The organism is Oceanobacillus sp. HCA-5259 (assembly GCF_037892815.1).
Taxonomy (GTDB): domain Bacteria; phylum Bacillota; class Bacilli; order Bacillales; family Amphibacillaceae; genus Oceanobacillus; species Oceanobacillus indicireducens.
On sequence record NZ_JBBKBV010000002.1, the window covers coordinates 173,719 to 191,887 of the forward strand.

Here is an 18,169-nt window from a genome sequence, read left to right on the forward strand (position 1 = left end):
CAGTTTGTCCAGTTATATAATAGCCGAGACATAACTTCCAAATATGGTGATCGATCTAAACAAAGTGTAGGAGCATCAACAGCCGCTCCAGGAATATAACTTCGCGCTTCCTTTAGCGGCTTGATTAGTCTCCTTGGGTGCGATACACTGCGAGGTCTCATTGATGCCTTTCTTACTACAGTAGTCTCCTGATATTCCAGAACTAGTCAGTAGATTTGTTTAGATTTAATCCAAGTTGGAAGCGTTATGTCCCAGCATTATTTTCAATTTCAGTAAAAACTACAGCTTAATCTCTTGCTTCTCAAATCGACTTTTCACAAGATAAGCCGCACCAATCATTCCTGCATCATTGTCCAATTGTGCGAGCTTCACTTCACAACATTCACTTACCCCAGGGAGGGCATACTTTTTGAATGCTGCTGTTATTTTAGCGAGCAACGGCTCCCCTGCTTTGGAGACGCCGCCACCAATTATGATCTGACTAGGGTTGATCGTAACTGCCATATTTGCCATCGCCATACCTAACACATCGCTCATTCGATCAATAATCCTTTGACTCGCTTCATCTCCGGACGTTGCACAATCAAAAACATCTTTCGCTTCTAGCATACCACGTTGGTTATAACGGGCAGCGAGTACACCGTGAGGAGCTTCTTTTATATGATCCATAGCCATGTGCACAATTCCTGTTGCCGAAGCTATTGTTTCCAAACATCCCATTCTTCCGCAATTACAGCGGTATTCGTTTGGCGCAACCAAGATGTGTCCAATTTCACCGGCAGTGCCATTCATTCCGTTCAAAATCTCTCCATTTGCGATAATTCCGCCACCAACACCGGTACCAAGCGTAATAAATATAAGGTTTTCAGCAGAGTTGCCGCTCCCTTTCCAGTTCTCCGCTAATGCTGCTAAATTAGCATCATTTTCTATAAATACAGGTAAACTTGATAATCGGTGAAGTTCTTCTGTCAGATTGAAGTTTTTCCAGCCAATATTCACAGCCTCTTCAACGATACCAGTTTCTGGATGTATAAAACCGGGAGCGCCCACACCTATTCCTATTATTTTATTTTCTATTTTGTGCTTTGATAAGGTATCCGTTATCGATGCCCAAATATCTTTTACAATTGTCTTTCCTGCATTATCTTTGTTCGTTGGTATTTGCCATTTAACTAAAAGTTCTCCATTATGATTGATTAAGCCGATTTTTACAGTAGTGCCTCCAATATCTATACCTATCATCAACTCATCCATTTAGATGTACTCCTTATCATGTAAGATTAGCGGATTGCTTCCTTATGAGCAGGTTACTCCTGAATGATCAAGCAACATCTTATTTTATTTGATACACTCGGGCTTCATACGGACGGAAAGTCATCGTATCCAGTGTTTCATGAGCCTCTTCCACCTGATAGTTGCTTAATCGCAATTCCGCCTGCTTACCTAGTAAATCTTCAGGGAACTCGAAATCAGCAGTACCATCCAATAAGTTTGTTAAAATAACATACTGCTCCTCGCCTAACGTTCGTACGTAAGCATAAATTTGCTCATGTTCTTCTAAGATAAGTTCATAGCTGCCGTATATGAGTGTCTCATTTCCACGGCGCAGCTCAATCAACTTTTTATAGTAATGATAAATCGAATCAGGATCTTTCAGCTCGGCTTCTACATTAATTTCCTTCACATTTGGGTTTACTTTCATCCATGGTGTTCCCGTTGTAAATCCGCCGTTTTCCTTACTATTCCATTGCATCGGTGTGCGGGAGTTGTCCCGGCCGCTCTTCCAGATGATTTTCATTACCTCTTCATGACTCTTACCGGCTTCCCGTTCTTCTTTATAAAGTGTTTTAATTGCAACATCATTATAATCATCAATGGAATCAAACTCGACGTTCGTCATCCCAATCTCTTGCCCTTGATAAATAAACGGTGTTCCTTGCATTAAAAAGTACATGGTTGCAAAGCTCTTTGCCGATTTTTCCCGCAAGTCCGTATCATTTCCCCATGTGGAAACAGAACGAGGCTGGTCATGGTTTTCTAAGAACAGCGCATTCCAACCGACACCATCCAGACCTTTTTGCCATTTACTGAGCGCTTTTTTAAGTCCTTGCATATCGAGTCCGCCTGTTGCACTCTTGCCCCAAAGGTCCAAGTGTTCGAATTGGAAGATCATATTGAAAAAGCCATTCTCCTCACCGACCCATGCATCCGCTTGTTCAACTTTGACTCCGTTCGCTTCTCCGACGGTCATAATATCATATTTATCAAACGTTTCTTTTCTCAGTTCCTCCAGGAAAACTTCAATTCCAGGTCGATTCATATGTCCCTCATACGAAGGAACATATTTTAGATTGTCGGGATTCGGCATATCTGGAAACCCGGGAACTTTTTTAATATGTGAAATCGCATCGACTCGGAAACCATCGATCCCTTTGTCCAACCACCAATTCACCATTTTATACAAATCGTGACGAACTTCCGGGTTTTCCCAGTTGAGGTCTGGTTGTTTACTGGCGAAAACATGCATGTAATATTCTCCAGTCTTCTCATCGTACTCCCAGGCGGATCCTCCAAAGATAGATTCCCAATTATTCGGGGCTTTGCCATTTTTTCCAGGATGCCAAATATAATAATCCCGGTAGGCATTGTCCTTTGAAGAACGGGATTCAATGAACCATTCATGCTCATCTGATGTATGGTTAATGACAAGGTCCATAATCAATTTCATACCACGGGCATGTACCTCCCGCAGCAATTCATCGAAATCTTCCATTGTTCCGTATTCGGCTGAAATCCCTTGGTAATCGCTAATATCATAACCATTATCAATGTTCGGAGACGGATAGATTGGTGAGACCCAAATGACATCAATCCCTAAATCCTGTAAATAATCCAATTTCGAGATGATACCCTGGATATCCCCGATACCATCTCCATTTGAATCCATAAAACTGCGCGGATAAATTTGATAGGCTACCGCTTCCTTCCACCACTGGCTAGTCATACTTATTTCCTCCTTTAGCTGAACGGTTTGATATCAAACATCAGCTAATTGTTTTCCTGTAAAGCAAGATTATGCCCACCACATATTAGCGGGGGCCTCTTCCATATTGATAGCTTTCAAGTTTCGAACTGCTGCGCGAAAGCCTTCATCAATCGACATGATCGGATCTTCATGTTCAATGCTCATGACATAATCATAACCATACGTCCGTAACGCACTCACAATGTTAGACCATTCTTGGATACTATGACCGTACCCGACTGAACGGAAACTCCATGCACGCGTCTTTACATCTGCATATGGCTGCATGTCTGTCAGGCCATACATGTTTACATTATCTTGATCAATATATGTGTCTTTCGCATGGAAATGATGAATCGCATTTTCCTTACCCAATATTTTAATCGCTGCAACCGGGTCAATGCCTTGCCACCATAAATGACTTGGGTCCAGATTAGCACCGATTGCGTCGTTCGTTGCATCTCTAAGTTTCAGTAATGTATAAGGAGTATGAACGAGAAAACCTGCATGAAGTTCCAATCCAACTTTCACCCCATGATCTTTTGCAAATTGGGCTTGCTCTCTCCAATAAGGAATCAATTTTTTCTCCCATTGCCAATTTAAAATATCCGTGTATTCGGTTGGCCATGGTGTGACAGGCCAGTTAGGGTATTTGGAATCTTCATGCGCTCCTGGTGTACCGGAAAACGTGTTGACGACTGGCACATCCAACATTTGTGCAAGTTTCACGGTTTTCACGAACGTATCATGGGATTTTTTTGCATGTTTTTTATTTGGGGAAACCGGGTTATCGTGACAGCTGAATGCACTGATCGTTAAGCCCCTTGAATGAACTTTATCGATAAATTCCTTCCGTTTATCCTCACTCGCGAGTAGTTCATCCACATCACAATGAGCAGTACCAGGGTTCCCACCAGTACCAATTTCAACTGCTTCTAGTCCAGCTTGCTTTACATGATCCAACATTTCTTCAAAAGGTTTTTCATTAAATAATACTGTAAATACGCCTAATTTCATGGATACCGCCTCCAGTTAATTTAATGTTATACTTGATTTGCTTTCACTACTTTTGTAAATCGCTTCAATTATTTTGGTAACCGTTCTCGCTTGCTCAGGTTTATTCACTAATTCTGCTTCCCCAAGACAGCTTTCAATAAAGTTTTTAGCCTGAAGAAATCCTGCTTTTGCTTGATCATCTTCCACTTTTGCTGTGGTTGTTAGGTATGCTCCAGTTTTTGGCTGATAGAATTCAAATGGAAATACATTCAATCCGCCATTCGAACCGGATATGCTTACATTTGTCGTATCTTCTTTTATATTTGCTGCCCAAGAGCATTCAAATAACATAGAGGCACCATTCTCAAATCGGATATAGGAAGATACATGATCATCCACATCAAAAGATTCATGATCAAAGCTGCCCCAGTCGTTGAGCTGATTTGGCGTTTTGCTTAATCTGTTATACGTTGTTCCTGTTACTTCTACTGCGTTGGGTTCATCTAATAGCCAAAGTGCTGCATCCAAAAAATGGCAACCCCAATCGATCAGACTTCCTCCGCCTTGTAATTGTTTATTCGTAAACACACCCCAGCCTGGAACTTTCCGGCACCTCAATGCCTGGACCCTTGCTACAAGCGGGTCCCCGACTTCTTTCATTGTTTGTTTGGCCAGCTGAACAGATTCCATGAACCGATAATGATACGCAATGCTTAAACATTTATTCGCTTTCTTTGCTGCTTCAATCATTAAATCGCACGCTTCGGCCGTAATGGCCATCGGTTTTTCACATAAAACATGGACTCCCGCTTCTAATGCCGCGATAGAGATTTCTGCATGAAATTTATTCGGTGTGCAAATTGTCACCGCATCAACGGCGGCAAAAAGTTCTTCATAATTGGAAAACACGTAAGGGATATTAAATTTTTTCGCTACTTCTTTTGCTTTTGTAATTTTAAGATCTTGTATTGCGGTAATTTCTACTTTGTCTGATAATGCCTGGTAGGCTGGGATATGGCGATCTTGCGCTATCCCACCTACTCCGATGATTCCCATTTTCAATTTCCGCATCAATTTCACTTCTCCAAGCTGATAATTCGTTTCGTTTCCACTGATTCCAAAGCACCTAGAATCACTTGCAATGATTTCTTGCCTTCCTCGCCATCAATCAATGGATTTGTATCATGAAGAATGGATTCGACGAAATGATCGATTGTATATGAGGTTGTTTGACCACCATCTTCATTCGATTGAATGCCATCCAACTCATACTTCACTACCTCCCCATTATTGTATTGCACAATAAGGGAGTATTCGGGGTCATCCTCAAGCCTTAACGTTGCATTTTCCCCATAAAGAATCGTTGAATTATCTTCTTTTGCGGTATATGCCCAGCTTGCTGCCAGTGTTCCTACGATGCCGCTTGTTGTTTTTAAAATTAACGTTGCATTATCATCGACATCGATATTTTCTTTCGCATTCATTTCGACAAAAGCTCCTACCTCTACGAATTCCTCACCTAACAGATAACGCAGTAAATCCGCTTTATGTACACCAAGGTCACCCATTGCTCCGATAAAGGCCTGCTCTTTTTTGAAGAACCAACTGTCCGCTCCGTCTGCACTCCAGCCTTCTGGACCACCATGTCCAAAACTCGTACGGAAACTATAAATTTTTCCAACTTCACCTTGTTCGATTAATTTCCTTGCTTTTTGATGAGAAGAAACGAAGCGCTGATTATGGCCGATCATGAGTTTCTTATTATTTCTCTTAGCTGCTTCAATCATCTGTTCAGCTTCTTCACGGGAAGTTGCCATCGGTTTTTCACATAAGACATGAGCGCCTGCATTTAGGGCAGCGATACTTACTGTTGCATGTAAATAGTTAGGGAGACAGACGCTCACTGCATCGATATTTTCTGATTCCAGCAATGCTTCATAACTTGTATATGCTTTAGCATGATATTTTTCAGCAGTTTCTTTTACTCTTGCTTCATTAATGTCACACACTGCGACAATCTCCACATGTGGGTTATTGTTGTATTCGATTAAGTGGCGGTGTTTTGCAATACTTCCACAGCCAATGACAGCAACACGAATTTTTGTCATAGGACGATTCCTCCTTCGTTTATTTCTCGGCTATTTCTCTGGTGAATCCGCTTTTCCATGCGCAGGGGTTTAGTCAATCTTCCATATTCACTCAGACTTATATTCACTTACGGATTCACGGTAAATTACGTTGTGCGGAATGATGATCCGTTTTGCCGGTTCCTTTTTATTAACTGTCTTTTCTATTAACGCTTTAGCTGATTGTGCGCCTAATTCATAGATTTGTATATCAATTGTTGTTAACGCAGGACGCGTAATTTCTGATAAATATACATTATTGAAGCTTACTAACGAAATATCCTTTGGAACATGCAATCCTGAATCTTCAAGCATGCTTAAAACACCTAAGCTAATTAAATCATCACTAATTACAATCGCTGTCGGAGGGGTCTCGAGCGCTAATAAACTCTCTACAGCTTCCCGCCCTCCTGATTTCAGAAATTCGGTATGAATCTGATACGCTTCTTTATTTTCTAGCCCAGCTTCATCCAGTGCTGCTTTATAGCCTTCCTCACGGTCAACTGTTACGAATAAATCCCTCGCCCCACCAATAAATGCGATTTTTTCATGCCCTTGTTCAATAAGATGTTCGGTAATTTCTTTTCCTGCTGAAAAGTTATCATTATCGACATGGGTTGTTTCGCTGATGTTCTCATAGGGTTTTCCAACGATGACAAATGGAAATTCTCTTTCCCTCAGGAACTGCGTAACAGGATCATTCATTCGGGAATAAAGTAAGATCATGCCGTCAACATAACTGCCATAAACCATACGTTCAACTTCCGCAAGTATTTCTTCCTCTGTTTGTCCGCTGGAAAGCATCATCGTATATTGTTCCTTATGTGTAACAGATCCAATTCCCCGCAATACTTCTGGGAAAAATGGGTTTTGCAATGCTTTGTCAGCAGATGACGGCAAGATAACACCGATTGCCTTTGTTGATTTGGCAACTAAGTTTCGTGCATGGATATTCGGATGATAACCTAGCTTTTTCATTGCTTTTCGTACTTTTTTCTTTGTATCTGGACTAATTCTCGGATTATCGGCAATTACCCTAGAAACAGTAGAGGGTGATACACCTGTTGCCTTTGCTATGTCTTTTATTGTTACCATTTTCCATTTCACCTCACTTCTTTAATAGCCTGACTTCCCATACTGGGTCTCTATTTTCTGTTGTTGTTTCCTTTCAACGTACTCATCACTGAAGTGAGTATAATAAAACACAGCGAGCAGGATAAAGATTAGAGCCGTTGACTGTGTCATCATAATGACAGCAACATCGAATCCTAACAATCCCGTAATCATTGCGATTAAAGTTGCTAATCCAAGTGTGTTTACAATTAGATTGACCGATTCTTTATATGTCCTTATTGATGAGGATTGACCTCTCTTCGTCAAATAGATGAAGAATGAAGCACCGATTACAAAAAAGAGCAGGCTTGCAAATGCGATATTAAAAACAGCAAAGATTAAGCCACCTACAACGATTGCTTTATTCTGGGTAAACCATTGATTTGAAATCGCTGCTTGCAGTTCTTTTTCATTGGTTACACCTGACAAATCGAAACCCCGAGTATATTTAATGTTTGATATTGGCTGTCCCGCTTCCTTAATTGTTATGCCTTCCTTTTGGAAGAGGACTGCATTTTCCATCTCCAGCGCTTGCTCTCTTTTTTCCTCTGATAAATTCCCGCCAATCACGCCAGTTTCTTTCTCTTGAAAAAAGATAGGAGCATGCTCCATTTCTCCTTGAGAGAAAGTTGCATCTTCTAACGAGGTCACGGTCGCGTCATCAATAAGTGCAAACGCATTCGGATACGTTTCATCAATTTCGTAAGTATCCATTTTCGCAAACTCCAGCGACACTGGGATCAAAATCAAACCATTTAAAAAGAAAAATACAAGAATGATTTGCAACCAGTTTAATTGATGTCTCCCCGTAAACATGTCGGTAGGCCTGAATATACTTTTAAAGTAATTTAATGGGAATATATCTGTTTTCATCTATACTCACTTCATTTCTATGATTTAAATCGATTATCCTTTAGTTCCGCCTGCAGTTAAACCGGAAACAAAATTCTTTTGCAACATAAAGAATAAGATACTAATCGGTATCGCAATTAAGATTGCCCCTGCAGAGAAGAGTGCTACTTTCTGTTCTTGCGGATTACTAATAAATGTATGTAATCCAATTGCTACAGTGTAATTTTCAGGTGACCGCAATAGGAATTTAGCTAACATGTATTCGCCAAACGGTGTCATAAACGCCCATAATGCTTGAACAGCAATCATCGGTTTTGCCATTGGCAGCACGATTTGTGCGAATATCCTGAAGTGACCAGCACCATCCAGTTTTGCCGATTCATCCAAATCGTATGGTATCGTATCAAAATACCCTTTCATTAGCCAAGTATTCATTGGAATACCTCCCCCAATGTAAAGGAACATCAAGAACCAACTTTGGTCGAGTGCACCTAACAGCAATGCCATAACGTAGAAGGCAACTAGAGTAGCAGTCGTTGGTATCATTTGGACGAGTAAGAAAAACATCAAGCTTTTCTTACGGCCAATAAAACGATAACGGCTAAATGTATAACCAGCCAATGTAATAAGTACCACCTGGATAATCATCGTGACAAATGCAATGACCAGCGTATTAATATACCATTCGCCATAGAGTGTTTCTGTAAATAATCTCCTGAAGTTATCCAATGTCCATGTCGCATCGAAGTTAAGATCAAAGACCGAGATGTTACCGGCTTTAAATGCGGAGCTTGCTGTTATCAACAAAGGATACAATATAATCACGGTTACCAGTAGTAAAAATGCATACGTGAAAAACTTTGTAAAGAATCGGGAAGATTTTTGTGATCGGAATAAATTACTCATCGTTAATCCTCCATTTCAAATGCTTTTGTCTTTTTAAATACAATCAACGCAATAGCAATGACAAATATCGAAATAAATAATGTTACCGCTGCTGCAATTGAATATTGTGGTGATGTTCCAGTTGTAAGCTTAAATATCCATGATATCAAGATATCCGTTGAACCCGCACCTGCTCCGATACTTCCTGGTCCCCCTTCATTAAAGAGGTAAATCATGTTGAAGTTGTTCAGATTAAAGGTATATTGCGTAATAAACACTGGCGCTGCAATCATTAATATCGTAGGAAGGGTTATATGTCGAAAGCGCTGGATTGGACCAGCCCCATCAATTTTTGCTGATTCATATTGTTCTTCTGGAATAGATTGCAAGATTCCCGACACCAGCACATAAATATAAGGGAATCCTAACCAACCTTGAACTAATATAATTGCTATCTTAGTGAAGAATGGGTCCGTCTTCCATGGTAAAGCTCCCAAATCTATAAAAGGAACAAGCGAATTGATAAACGGAATGACCTGTGAATTAATTGCTCCCAAGCTATCATTAAACATATTTGAGAAGCTCATAATGGTAATGAATGCAGGTACAGCCCACGGGAGTAAGAAAATAATTCCAAATAACCGTTTAAATTTAATAAACTTCTGGTTTAACACAACTGCCGTGAATATACCGACGGCTATTTGTAATGTAGTGGCACTTAGTGTCCAAATTATCGTCCAACCAAGTACAGCTATAAATGTATCACGATACGAGCTGAGGAAGAACATATTAATAAAGTTATCAAACCCAACCCAATCAATTAAGCTAGCTGGGGGTATATGATAAAAGTCATAGTTTGTAAATGAGATAAAGATCGTAACTAAAACCGGGAAGATAATTGCAAAAATCATAACGAGGTAAGCGGGTATCGTGAATAGATAAGGAAAACCATTATGATACACATTCTTCAAAATATCTTTCGCCGTTTTATTTATTTTCTTTCCCTCAACGATTTGTATTGCAACTTTTCTCGCATCATAAATATTAATAGCATAAAACAATAAAAATATAACTGTCAAAAGTAGTTGCAAGGATCCTTCTATGAGTAAGAATAAAGAATGATCCTCACCTGGTGTTAACCCTAACGTAACCATACCAGTAAACGCAGCAAAACCAAACACAATCATCTCATAAATAAACAAAGCAAATACGGCTAGAAAGGCAATGCCCTTAAATGTTTGTTTGTTATAAAACTGACCTATTCCTGGAATGACCGAGAGCCATGTCGCTGTTCTTACCCTCTTCTTCGCGTCCTCTGTACGTTCCACAACAGTGTCACTCCCTTTTCCAAAAATGCCCGGCAGAGCCTAATTGGGCCCTGCCGTTACATTGTTTTTCTTATTAATATTTTTGTTCGATATTTTCTTGAATGACTTTTACTGCATCATTCGCTGACTCTTCCGGCGTTTTATTTCCAGAAGCAGCATCGAACATTAATGTTTCTGCACCTGTCCAAACTTCAGCCATTTCAGGAATATTCGGCATTGGAACAGAAGTGTTATATTGTTCAATAACCGCGCTTGTTAACTCGTTATCTCCTTGGCTGACTTCTTCTTTTGTGAAATTGTTAGCAGGGATTTCTGCTCGCATATCATATAGTATTTGTTGATTTTCTTCGTTTGTTACATAAGTCAACCATTCTTCCGCCAACTCTTTATCTTCTGCATAGTCACTGATAACCCATGCTTTTCCGCCAGCAAATGGCTGGTAAGCTTCACCATTTGGAAGAGTTGGTATAGCGGATACGCCGTAATTGACACCCGCTTCATTATAAGTCGCAGCTTGCCAAGGTCCGCCGATAATAGCTGCAGTGTTTCCACCTGTGAACTGGGCATCAATGAAATCTCCTGCAGATGTTGCATCCATCATTCCTTGTGGCCATACATCCTGGAACCATTCTGTCGCATACGCAATTCCTTCAATTGCACCTGGATCATTCAAGCCAATGTCTGTCGGGTCTGTTCCGTCTTCTCCAAACACATAACCACCGTGTCCTGCAAGGAGTCCATATGTACTATAGAAGTCCAACCAATTTGCTAAGAATACAGTACTCTTACCACTTTCAGAAGCAAATGCAAAACGCTCATCATCTATTAGAGCTTCCAATTCCTCGAAAGTTTCCGGTGCCGTGTCTAGTAAATCTTTATTATAATAAAGGACTAATGCTTCAATAACGAATGGAGCGCCGTAAATTTTCTCTTCAAATGTCACTTGCATTTCGTCTGTTTCATCATATCTTCCATCTTCAGGGAACGTATATTCCGCTAAATGTCCTTGTTGGCCTAAGTTTCCAACACGGTCATAAGGAGCAATCATAACGTCTGGTGCAAGTCCAGCTGGACCATCTAATGGCAACGCCTCCAACGTGTCGAACATGTCTTTTTCTGAAACCTTAATGGTGACACCATGTTCTTCTTCAAATGCAGGAGCTATTTCCTCTATAAAGCTGACATAATCATCCTCCACCCCAACTTCTAATGTTGCGGATCCCGTACTTTCTCCTCCATCCGTTGAATTGGATGAATCAGATTTGTCTTTTTCGCCACTACTACAAGCTGCTAGAAACAGAACTGTAACCATAATCATACTTAATGTGAACTTTTTCCAATTCATTGTATTCATTTTACATCTCCTCTTTCTCGTTTTTTGTCGATTAATTCAATCTTTTACCCCCGAACAACTACTAAAACGCTTTCTTAAATTGCCTAAAAAAAATGACTTTGTTTTAAGTATGATATCTCCTTTCGAAATGGTAGTTTTACTAGCTTGCGAAATCGTTTGCACAACCTCTATTACTATAATATACTAAACTTGTGATTTGCGCAAACGATTTCACTAAGAATTTTTATCGTTTACTAAAAAATAAAAATGCTGCTATACCAATTAAGATATAGCAGCTATTATTTTATTACCTTAATCTACGTTTTCTCTGCACGATATATGTGATTAATCCTGCAAGCAGTAAAACGAGACCAGCAAGCATCCAATTATAGTTAGTTGTTGCTGTTTTAGGTAATTTTCCACCTTCTTTTTTACCTTCTGTTAATTGATTATCTTTTCCGTTGTTAAACTTCCCTTTATCTCGACCTTTATCTTTTTCTTTACCAGCCCCTGGTTTTTCATTACCTTCGTCATCACCAGGTTCTTTCGGGTCTGGTGGTGACTTATCATTTCCTGGATCACTCGGGTCCTCGGGATCTACCGGTGGGTCCTTATCTCCCGGGTCACTTGGGTCCTCAGGATCTATCGGTGGGTCCTTATCTCCCGGGTCACTCGGGTCCTCAGGGTCTATCGGTGGGTCCACGTCTCCCGGGTCACTCGGGTCCTCAGGATCTACTGGTGGCTCCTTATCACCTGGGTCACCCGGGTCCTCGGGATCTACTGGTGGGTCCTCCGGGTCTACCGGTGCTTTATCCTCTAGCTTCACAACAACTGTCGTCAACGCATCGATCTTCAATTGATCTTCAGTAAGCTCAAATCCACTCGGATCAGTGACTTCACTCACACCAGCCTCATCATTATCAACGATAACGACACCATCGCTTAGATCAAGATCACCTAATGACAATGCACGTTCCTCGCTATCTGCGTTAAGGAATACATAATACTCCTCGTTCTGATCCGATGAAATCGCATGGTAAGCAATTACTAAATCATCTATTGCAATTTCTGGGAAATCTAACAATGTCACATTACGATCCACTTCATCCTTTGTTCCTAAATGAAATGCATCAGTTGAACGACGTAATTCAATTAATCCTGTCGTGTACTCCCTTGTTAAATTCTGAATTGGATAGCGTTCTTCATTTGTTGCTTTTTCCCAATCAATCTTGTTGATTGCATCAGAAGAATCATAGGAATCATGGATGAAATATGGATATACAAATGGGTTGCCATCTTCATCCGTCATATAGGTTGATTTATACAGTGCCTCCGTCGTTTCTGCTCTAAACTGTTTTGTCCGGCCAAATTCTTGACCCGCATGAATGAACGCTGAACCTTGTGCGGTCAATACCATTGCATTTCCAAGTCGAATCCGCTTATGAATCTCTTCTTCATGGTATTCAGGGTCTTTTTTAATCGATTGAGCGATCACATCATGTAATGTCAGATTATCATGTGCCGCAATGTATGTTAGCACGTCACCCGGATCATCAGCCACAAAATTATGGGGGTTGGCTGTTAGATTATCAAAGATTTGCTGAATATTTCTAGCTCCACCTGTTAAGAAGCGCGGCTCCCCTTCACTGCCGAAACCAGATTTCAGCTCATTGCGGAATTCATCAGAGAATGAAGCGACACTGTCTGTATATTGCATCCAATCCTGATCTGCCGGCATGACCGGTTCACCTTCATCTCCAACATAAGTTCTCCAGCCCTCACCAACCATGATGATATTTGGGTTGAGTTCCTTTGCAGCATCATAAGCAGTTTGAATCGTTTCCGCATCATGGTCGCCCATCATATCAAAGCGGAATCCATCAACCTTAAATTCCTCCACCCAATACGTAATCGAATCAACCAACACTTTCCGGGACATTTTATGTGTCGTACCAAGACGACCGCCACCAAAGCTCTCTCTTGGTGAGCCATCTGCATTCATAAAGTGGTAGTAATTCGGTACCAAGTCTTCAAAAATCTCTGTACGCGCTGTATGGTTGTATACTACATCGAGGACTACTCCCATACCACGGCTATGAATTTCATCGATGAGACGTTTGAACTCGGCAATTCGTAACTCTGGGTCATCTGGATTTTCCGAATACATGCCAGATAATGAGAAATAACTGTGCGGGTCATATCCCCAGTTGTAATTATTATCCGATGATGACCACTCCATAAGGCGCTCATCACTCGCCCACTCATCACCAAAGAAATAGCTCATGACCGGTAATAGTTGAATATGTGTAACACCCAAGTCCTCTATATAATCCAATTTCTCAGCAAAAGCACGGAATGTACCAAATTGTGAATCCAATTCATCGGAAATATTAGGATCTGATGTAAAATCACGCACATGCACTTCATAAATAATTGCATCTTCACGTTTTTCAAATCCATCAATCGTAGCATAATCCAGGTCTGGACCGATGGAAGACGGATCAACAATTGCAGCTTTTCCAATCGGATATTCTCCGCCGGCTTCAGGGTTTGCCCATGTGGCCATCGATTTTGCATATGGATCAAGTGCTAATTTTTCTTCTCCATCATGGGTAATCTTGTAATGATAATAATACCCGTTTAAACTGTTTAAGCCAGTATTTTCGTCATCTAGCGTTACTTCCCAAACACCCTGTTCTCCTAAAGTCATAGGAATTTCTTCACGAACAACATTGAACTGATCATCTTTATCATAAAGCACAACAGAAACATTTTCGGCTTTCGGTGACCATAATTTTAATGTCGCAGATCCATCATCATGCAGCCGTGCACCGAGTTCACCATCATAAGCATACATTTCATCAATCATTTTCCAGCCACCAGAGACAGAAATTGTTTTCTCTCCATAGGTAACCGAAAATGGCGCCTGCTCCAAATCAAATGTACTGTACAATTCTACAATCGCATCATCCATTATTTTTACGCGTTCAATAACAACGTCATTACCAGCTTTATCCACTACCGTAATGCCTTCCAGAAGATCATTTTCTGTTAAATCCTCTGTTTTTGTAAATCGGAGCTGCATTTTCTCATCCGACAGTAAATCTCCTGACAGAAGCATAACAGGAATGGACCCATAAGGATTTGTATATATTTGGTCATCCCCATCCTTTATGAAAATTTGATTGTGATCAAGCATATTAAATCTATACTCGCCAGTTTGTTCTTCTGTATCTTTATTGATAAAAAGGAATTCGATCTCGTCGGCATTTTCCGCTAACACAAGGTCATAATATGCACCGTATTTCCCAATACCATTCGCGTCTTCCGCCCCATTCGGCCAATTATCAGAAGGTGCTGCAACATCGCCCCAGGACCATAATGACCAGCCATCATAGGTTTGATCGGCACGCTCATAATGGACACGAATCGTATTGTCTGGTAAATCAATTGGTTCTACTAGAAACACCTCATCCGAACCTTGTTTAATCCATACTTCATTAATTTCTGGTGAGAATAACTCGACAAACTTGTCGTCACCCTCTTTATCACCTGTTGCGGTATCCAATATTAAAAATCCTATCTTTTGCGCATCACTTTGCAGCGGTATGTCAAGGTATGCTCCATACTCTGTCACTTGATTCTCCACAAATGGTGTTGCTCCTGTCGGCCAGTTTTCTGATGGGGATTTTACATCCTCCCACAGCCATAATCCGAAATCGGTATAATTATTGTCGTTACGTTGATAGTGGACACGCAATGTGTCTTCAGGAATCTCCGGCAACGTATTTTCATCCTCAGCATCATCACTGTCTGATACTAAAATGAACGTACCACCATCCGTTCGTGCCGGTAATGTCACCGTAACAGTGCGATCATCGCCAATTGCAACAGACTTTTCATTATAGAGATCTTCCGCAGTCGCATTTTTACCATACGGAGTTGAAATGTTTACATCTATCGCATCATCTGTCGTATTAATCCCGACAATGACTGACTCTCCTTCATAACTGCGTTCAAAAATCATATACCCGGATTCATTGTCTCCAGCTAATAATTCATAGGTTCCTTTAGAGAAGGTCTTCGAATAATCATTGCGAATATTTAATAGCCTCTTGTAATGTTCATGAACATCGTTATCTTCCACTTGCTCCCAAGGGAATACATATCGGTTGTCATATTCCGGCCAATTTGCCTTTCCGGAAAGCCCTAACTCTTCACCATAATAAATGACTGGCTGACCTTTTGAAGTAATTTGTAGTGTAGAGGCAACCTTTATCTTACTCGTATCCTCAGCACCAATATAATGTAAAAATCCATCCTCATCATGACTGCCTAAGAATTGGCCCATTGTTGCCTTATTATCCAATAAGTCATTTCTAGCTTGGATTTTCCCATCAACTGCACGTATATTTCCATTTACTAAGTCTCTTGCAATGTTTTTGAACTCAAAATCCAAAAGTGAATCCATCGTTCCTGTATTTAAGTAACGATCGGCATAGTCATTTGTTATTGTTGCCCCAAATGCTTCGCCAATCATTTTGAATTCTGGCATTACTTTCGTCAATTCATTTTTAAAATGCATCAATGTTGTATCTTCCACATGTTTAACAGTATCCACCCGGAAGTAATCAATCGTATTCCCTTTTTCCGTTTTCGCTTTTTCCAACCAGCCTACTTGCCAGTCGACAATTTGCTCACGTACTTCCCGATTCTCTGTAATAAAATCCGGAAGTCCGGAAAGTTCACCAGTTATTTCATCACCTGGATTTCCACCATCTTGTCGAAGCATATCCCGAAATTTCATGCGATCTTTATCTGTCGGATAGCCTTCCGGTTGATCTTCCAAATTCCCATCATCCATTTTCAGGCCGTAACCAGTATGGTTTAATACAACGTCCACCATAATTTTTATACCACGTTCACTTGCAGCATCAATCAATTCATGGAACTCTTCTAACGTTCCAAGATGCGGATTTAGTTTCTCAAAATCTTTTGCCCAGTATCCATGATAACCATAGTATGGTATACCACCGGCATTGGCATCATTATAGGCAGCATCATGATACACATTTTCAACAATCGGTGTAATCCAAATCGTATTGATTCCAAGGTCATCCAGATAATCGAGGTTTTCAGTAACCCCTTTAAAATCCCCACCTTGGTAAGAACCCGGACTTGTCGGATCATAGCCGATGTTGTTATTATTTTCTTCATTTCCATCAGCAAATCGGTCTGTCAGCATAAAGTAGATTCTTGCCTCATCCCAGTCGAAGTCCTCTTCTCCGTTGACAGCCCGCGGTTTGATATCTACTTGAGCTTCTGCCTCATGTGTGCCGCCATATACATCAATAACTGTAACAGGCAAAACCTTTGTACCAGCCCCAATACGATCAGCAACTGAGATTGTTATTTCTTTTAAATCAGGGTCAATAGCAGTTTTACCAGCCCCACCAACTGAAGTTAAATCTACATACATCTCACGAATCGATTCCTTGTCAACTTCTTGTCCTAGGTCATCCTCCATATGTAATGTCAACACTGCATGTTGATTATAATCGATCTCTTGAGGTGCCACTTCCGTCGTAATTGTTAAATCTTCTGAAGAAATATTAATGATTGATTTACCTTCTCCATTGGTATGGTATGGATCAGCGATTTCTGTCGTCTCTCCATCAATCGTAACAAGATACGTATACTCATATTCCCCTTCCGGCAAGTCTTCCACCGTGCCAGTAAAGCGTTCGTTTTCAGCTTCAAAATTCATATCGTAAACTTGTCCATCCAGCTTCACTTGAACCGATTCAATCGTATCCATTGCGTCTCCGCGATACAAATCAGCATCACGATAGAAAAATTCCACGTTTCCCGCATCAACTTTGGGGGGGTGCATAAATGGAACGGTTCGGAATTCAACTTCCCCTTCTTTCACAAACACTTTTGTCAGGTCTTCTGTCGGACTGATGTTAATCGTGCGGTCTTCGTCTACATCAACCTCATCCCAATCCGCGCCTTTTCTTAATTTAAAGCCTATACTGCTCGTTGCTGAACCAACTTCAATATGCGCTGTCGCAACCTCTCCTACTTCGTCGAAATCAATCTGATCATCTTTGGCACCTGTGTTCCATACCCAAATATTCCAATCCTCGTAATCTTGATTTTCCCTTTCATAAACAAATTTAACTGTCGGCAAATTGGAATCATCCGTAATTTCATTCAGCCCTTCCTCATCAACCACTGGACTCTGATGAGGATTTTCTGAGCTTGCAGCTGAAACTGGTTGGATACCAAAGAATAGACTTAAAAACATAAGAGCTGTTAGAAAAATAGATATACTTCTTTGGTGGTGCTTCATCTTCATTGTTTCTCCTCTCCTAATTGCGTGACGTTTGCCTAAATGTTCCTGTAAAATAAATGAACCTTCACCTTTTCGTCATTAAATCTCTCCTTTTCCAAATATTATTTGTGAAAACGTTTGCCCAATTTCTCTATTGATTATATATTCTATCTC

At 40.6% G+C, this 18,169-nt stretch carries 11 protein-coding genes; all 11 read right to left on the reverse strand.

The window, feature by feature from the left end; translation table 11 throughout:
* Positions 1–279: 279 nt before the first annotated feature.
* Positions 280–1,254 carry an ROK family glucokinase gene (locus tag WKU33_RS02075; protein ID WP_340452930.1) on the reverse strand — a complete coding sequence of 325 codons (975 nt, stop codon included), beginning with the start codon at positions 1,252–1,254 and terminating at the stop codon, positions 280–282.
* 79 nt (positions 1,255–1,333) lie between these two features.
* Complete coding sequence (locus WKU33_RS02080) at positions 1,334–3,004, reverse strand: glycoside hydrolase family 13 protein (RefSeq protein ID WP_340452931.1); 1,671 nt, start codon at positions 3,002–3,004, stop codon at positions 1,334–1,336.
* 69 nt (positions 3,005–3,073) lie between these two features.
* A complete protein-coding gene (locus WKU33_RS02085) occupies positions 3,074–4,042 on the reverse strand; it encodes a sugar phosphate isomerase/epimerase family protein (RefSeq protein ID WP_340452933.1) in 969 nt (322 codons plus the stop codon).
* A gap of 15 nt (positions 4,043–4,057) precedes the next feature.
* Positions 4,058–5,092, reverse strand: a complete 1,035-nt coding sequence (locus WKU33_RS02090; protein WP_336252193.1) for a Gfo/Idh/MocA family protein — start codon at positions 5,090–5,092, stop codon at positions 4,058–4,060.
* 5 nt (positions 5,093–5,097) lie between these two features.
* On the reverse strand, positions 5,098–6,129 hold the full coding sequence (locus tag WKU33_RS02095; protein WP_340452936.1) for a Gfo/Idh/MocA family protein: 1,032 nt from the start codon (positions 6,127–6,129) through the stop codon (positions 5,098–5,100).
* Between the two features lie 87 nt (positions 6,130–6,216).
* Entirely contained in the window at positions 6,217–7,242 is a 1,026-nt protein-coding gene (locus WKU33_RS02100) for a LacI family DNA-binding transcriptional regulator (RefSeq protein ID WP_336252191.1), read from the reverse strand.
* A 21-nt stretch (positions 7,243–7,263) separates the two neighbouring features.
* A complete protein-coding gene (locus WKU33_RS02105) occupies positions 7,264–8,133 on the reverse strand; it encodes a DUF1189 family protein (RefSeq protein WP_340452939.1) in 870 nt (289 codons plus the stop codon).
* Between the two features lie 33 nt (positions 8,134–8,166).
* A complete protein-coding gene (locus WKU33_RS02110; RefSeq protein ID WP_340452941.1) occupies positions 8,167–9,018 on the reverse strand; it encodes a sugar ABC transporter permease in 852 nt (283 codons plus the stop codon).
* A gap of 2 nt (positions 9,019–9,020) precedes the next feature.
* Complete coding sequence (locus tag WKU33_RS02115; protein ID WP_340452943.1) at positions 9,021–10,325, reverse strand: carbohydrate ABC transporter permease; 1,305 nt, start codon at positions 10,323–10,325, stop codon at positions 9,021–9,023.
* A 73-nt stretch (positions 10,326–10,398) separates the two neighbouring features.
* Entirely contained in the window at positions 10,399–11,670 is a 1,272-nt protein-coding gene (locus WKU33_RS02120) for an extracellular solute-binding protein (protein WP_340453016.1), read from the reverse strand.
* Positions 11,671–11,965: 295 nt separating this feature from the next.
* Positions 11,966–18,019 (reverse strand): pullulanase, encoded by a 6,054-nt coding sequence (locus WKU33_RS02125; RefSeq protein ID WP_340452945.1) that lies wholly within the window; start codon positions 18,017–18,019, stop codon positions 11,966–11,968.
* Between the last annotated feature and the right edge of the window lie 150 nt (positions 18,020–18,169).

Excerpts from the sequence above, each read along its gene's own strand:
- WKU33_RS02125 (WP_340452945.1), bottom strand. The coding sequence starts at position 18,019 with ATGAAGATGAAGCACCACCAAAGAAGTATATCTATTTTTCTAACAGCT.
- WKU33_RS02120 (WP_340453016.1), bottom strand. The coding sequence starts at position 11,670 with ATGAATTGGAAAAAGTTCACATTAAGTATGATTATGGTTACAGTTCTG.
- WKU33_RS02080 (WP_340452931.1), bottom strand. The coding sequence starts at position 3,004 with ATGACTAGCCAGTGGTGGAAGGAAGCGGTAGCCTATCAAATTTATCCG.
- WKU33_RS02085 (WP_340452933.1), bottom strand. The coding sequence starts at position 4,042 with ATGAAATTAGGCGTATTTACAGTATTATTTAATGAAAAACCTTTTGAA.
- WKU33_RS02095 (WP_340452936.1), bottom strand. The coding sequence starts at position 6,129 with ATGACAAAAATTCGTGTTGCTGTCATTGGCTGTGGAAGTATTGCAAAA.
- WKU33_RS02090 (WP_336252193.1), bottom strand. The coding sequence starts at position 5,092 with ATGCGGAAATTGAAAATGGGAATCATCGGAGTAGGTGGGATAGCGCAA.
- WKU33_RS02110 (WP_340452941.1), bottom strand. The coding sequence starts at position 9,018 with ATGAGTAATTTATTCCGATCACAAAAATCTTCCCGATTCTTTACAAAG.
- WKU33_RS02105 (WP_340452939.1), bottom strand. The coding sequence starts at position 8,133 with ATGAAAACAGATATATTCCCATTAAATTACTTTAAAAGTATATTCAGG.
- WKU33_RS02075 (WP_340452930.1), bottom strand. The coding sequence starts at position 1,254 with ATGGATGAGTTGATGATAGGTATAGATATTGGAGGCACTACTGTAAAA.
- WKU33_RS02100 (WP_336252191.1), bottom strand. The coding sequence starts at position 7,242 with ATGGTAACAATAAAAGACATAGCAAAGGCAACAGGTGTATCACCCTCT.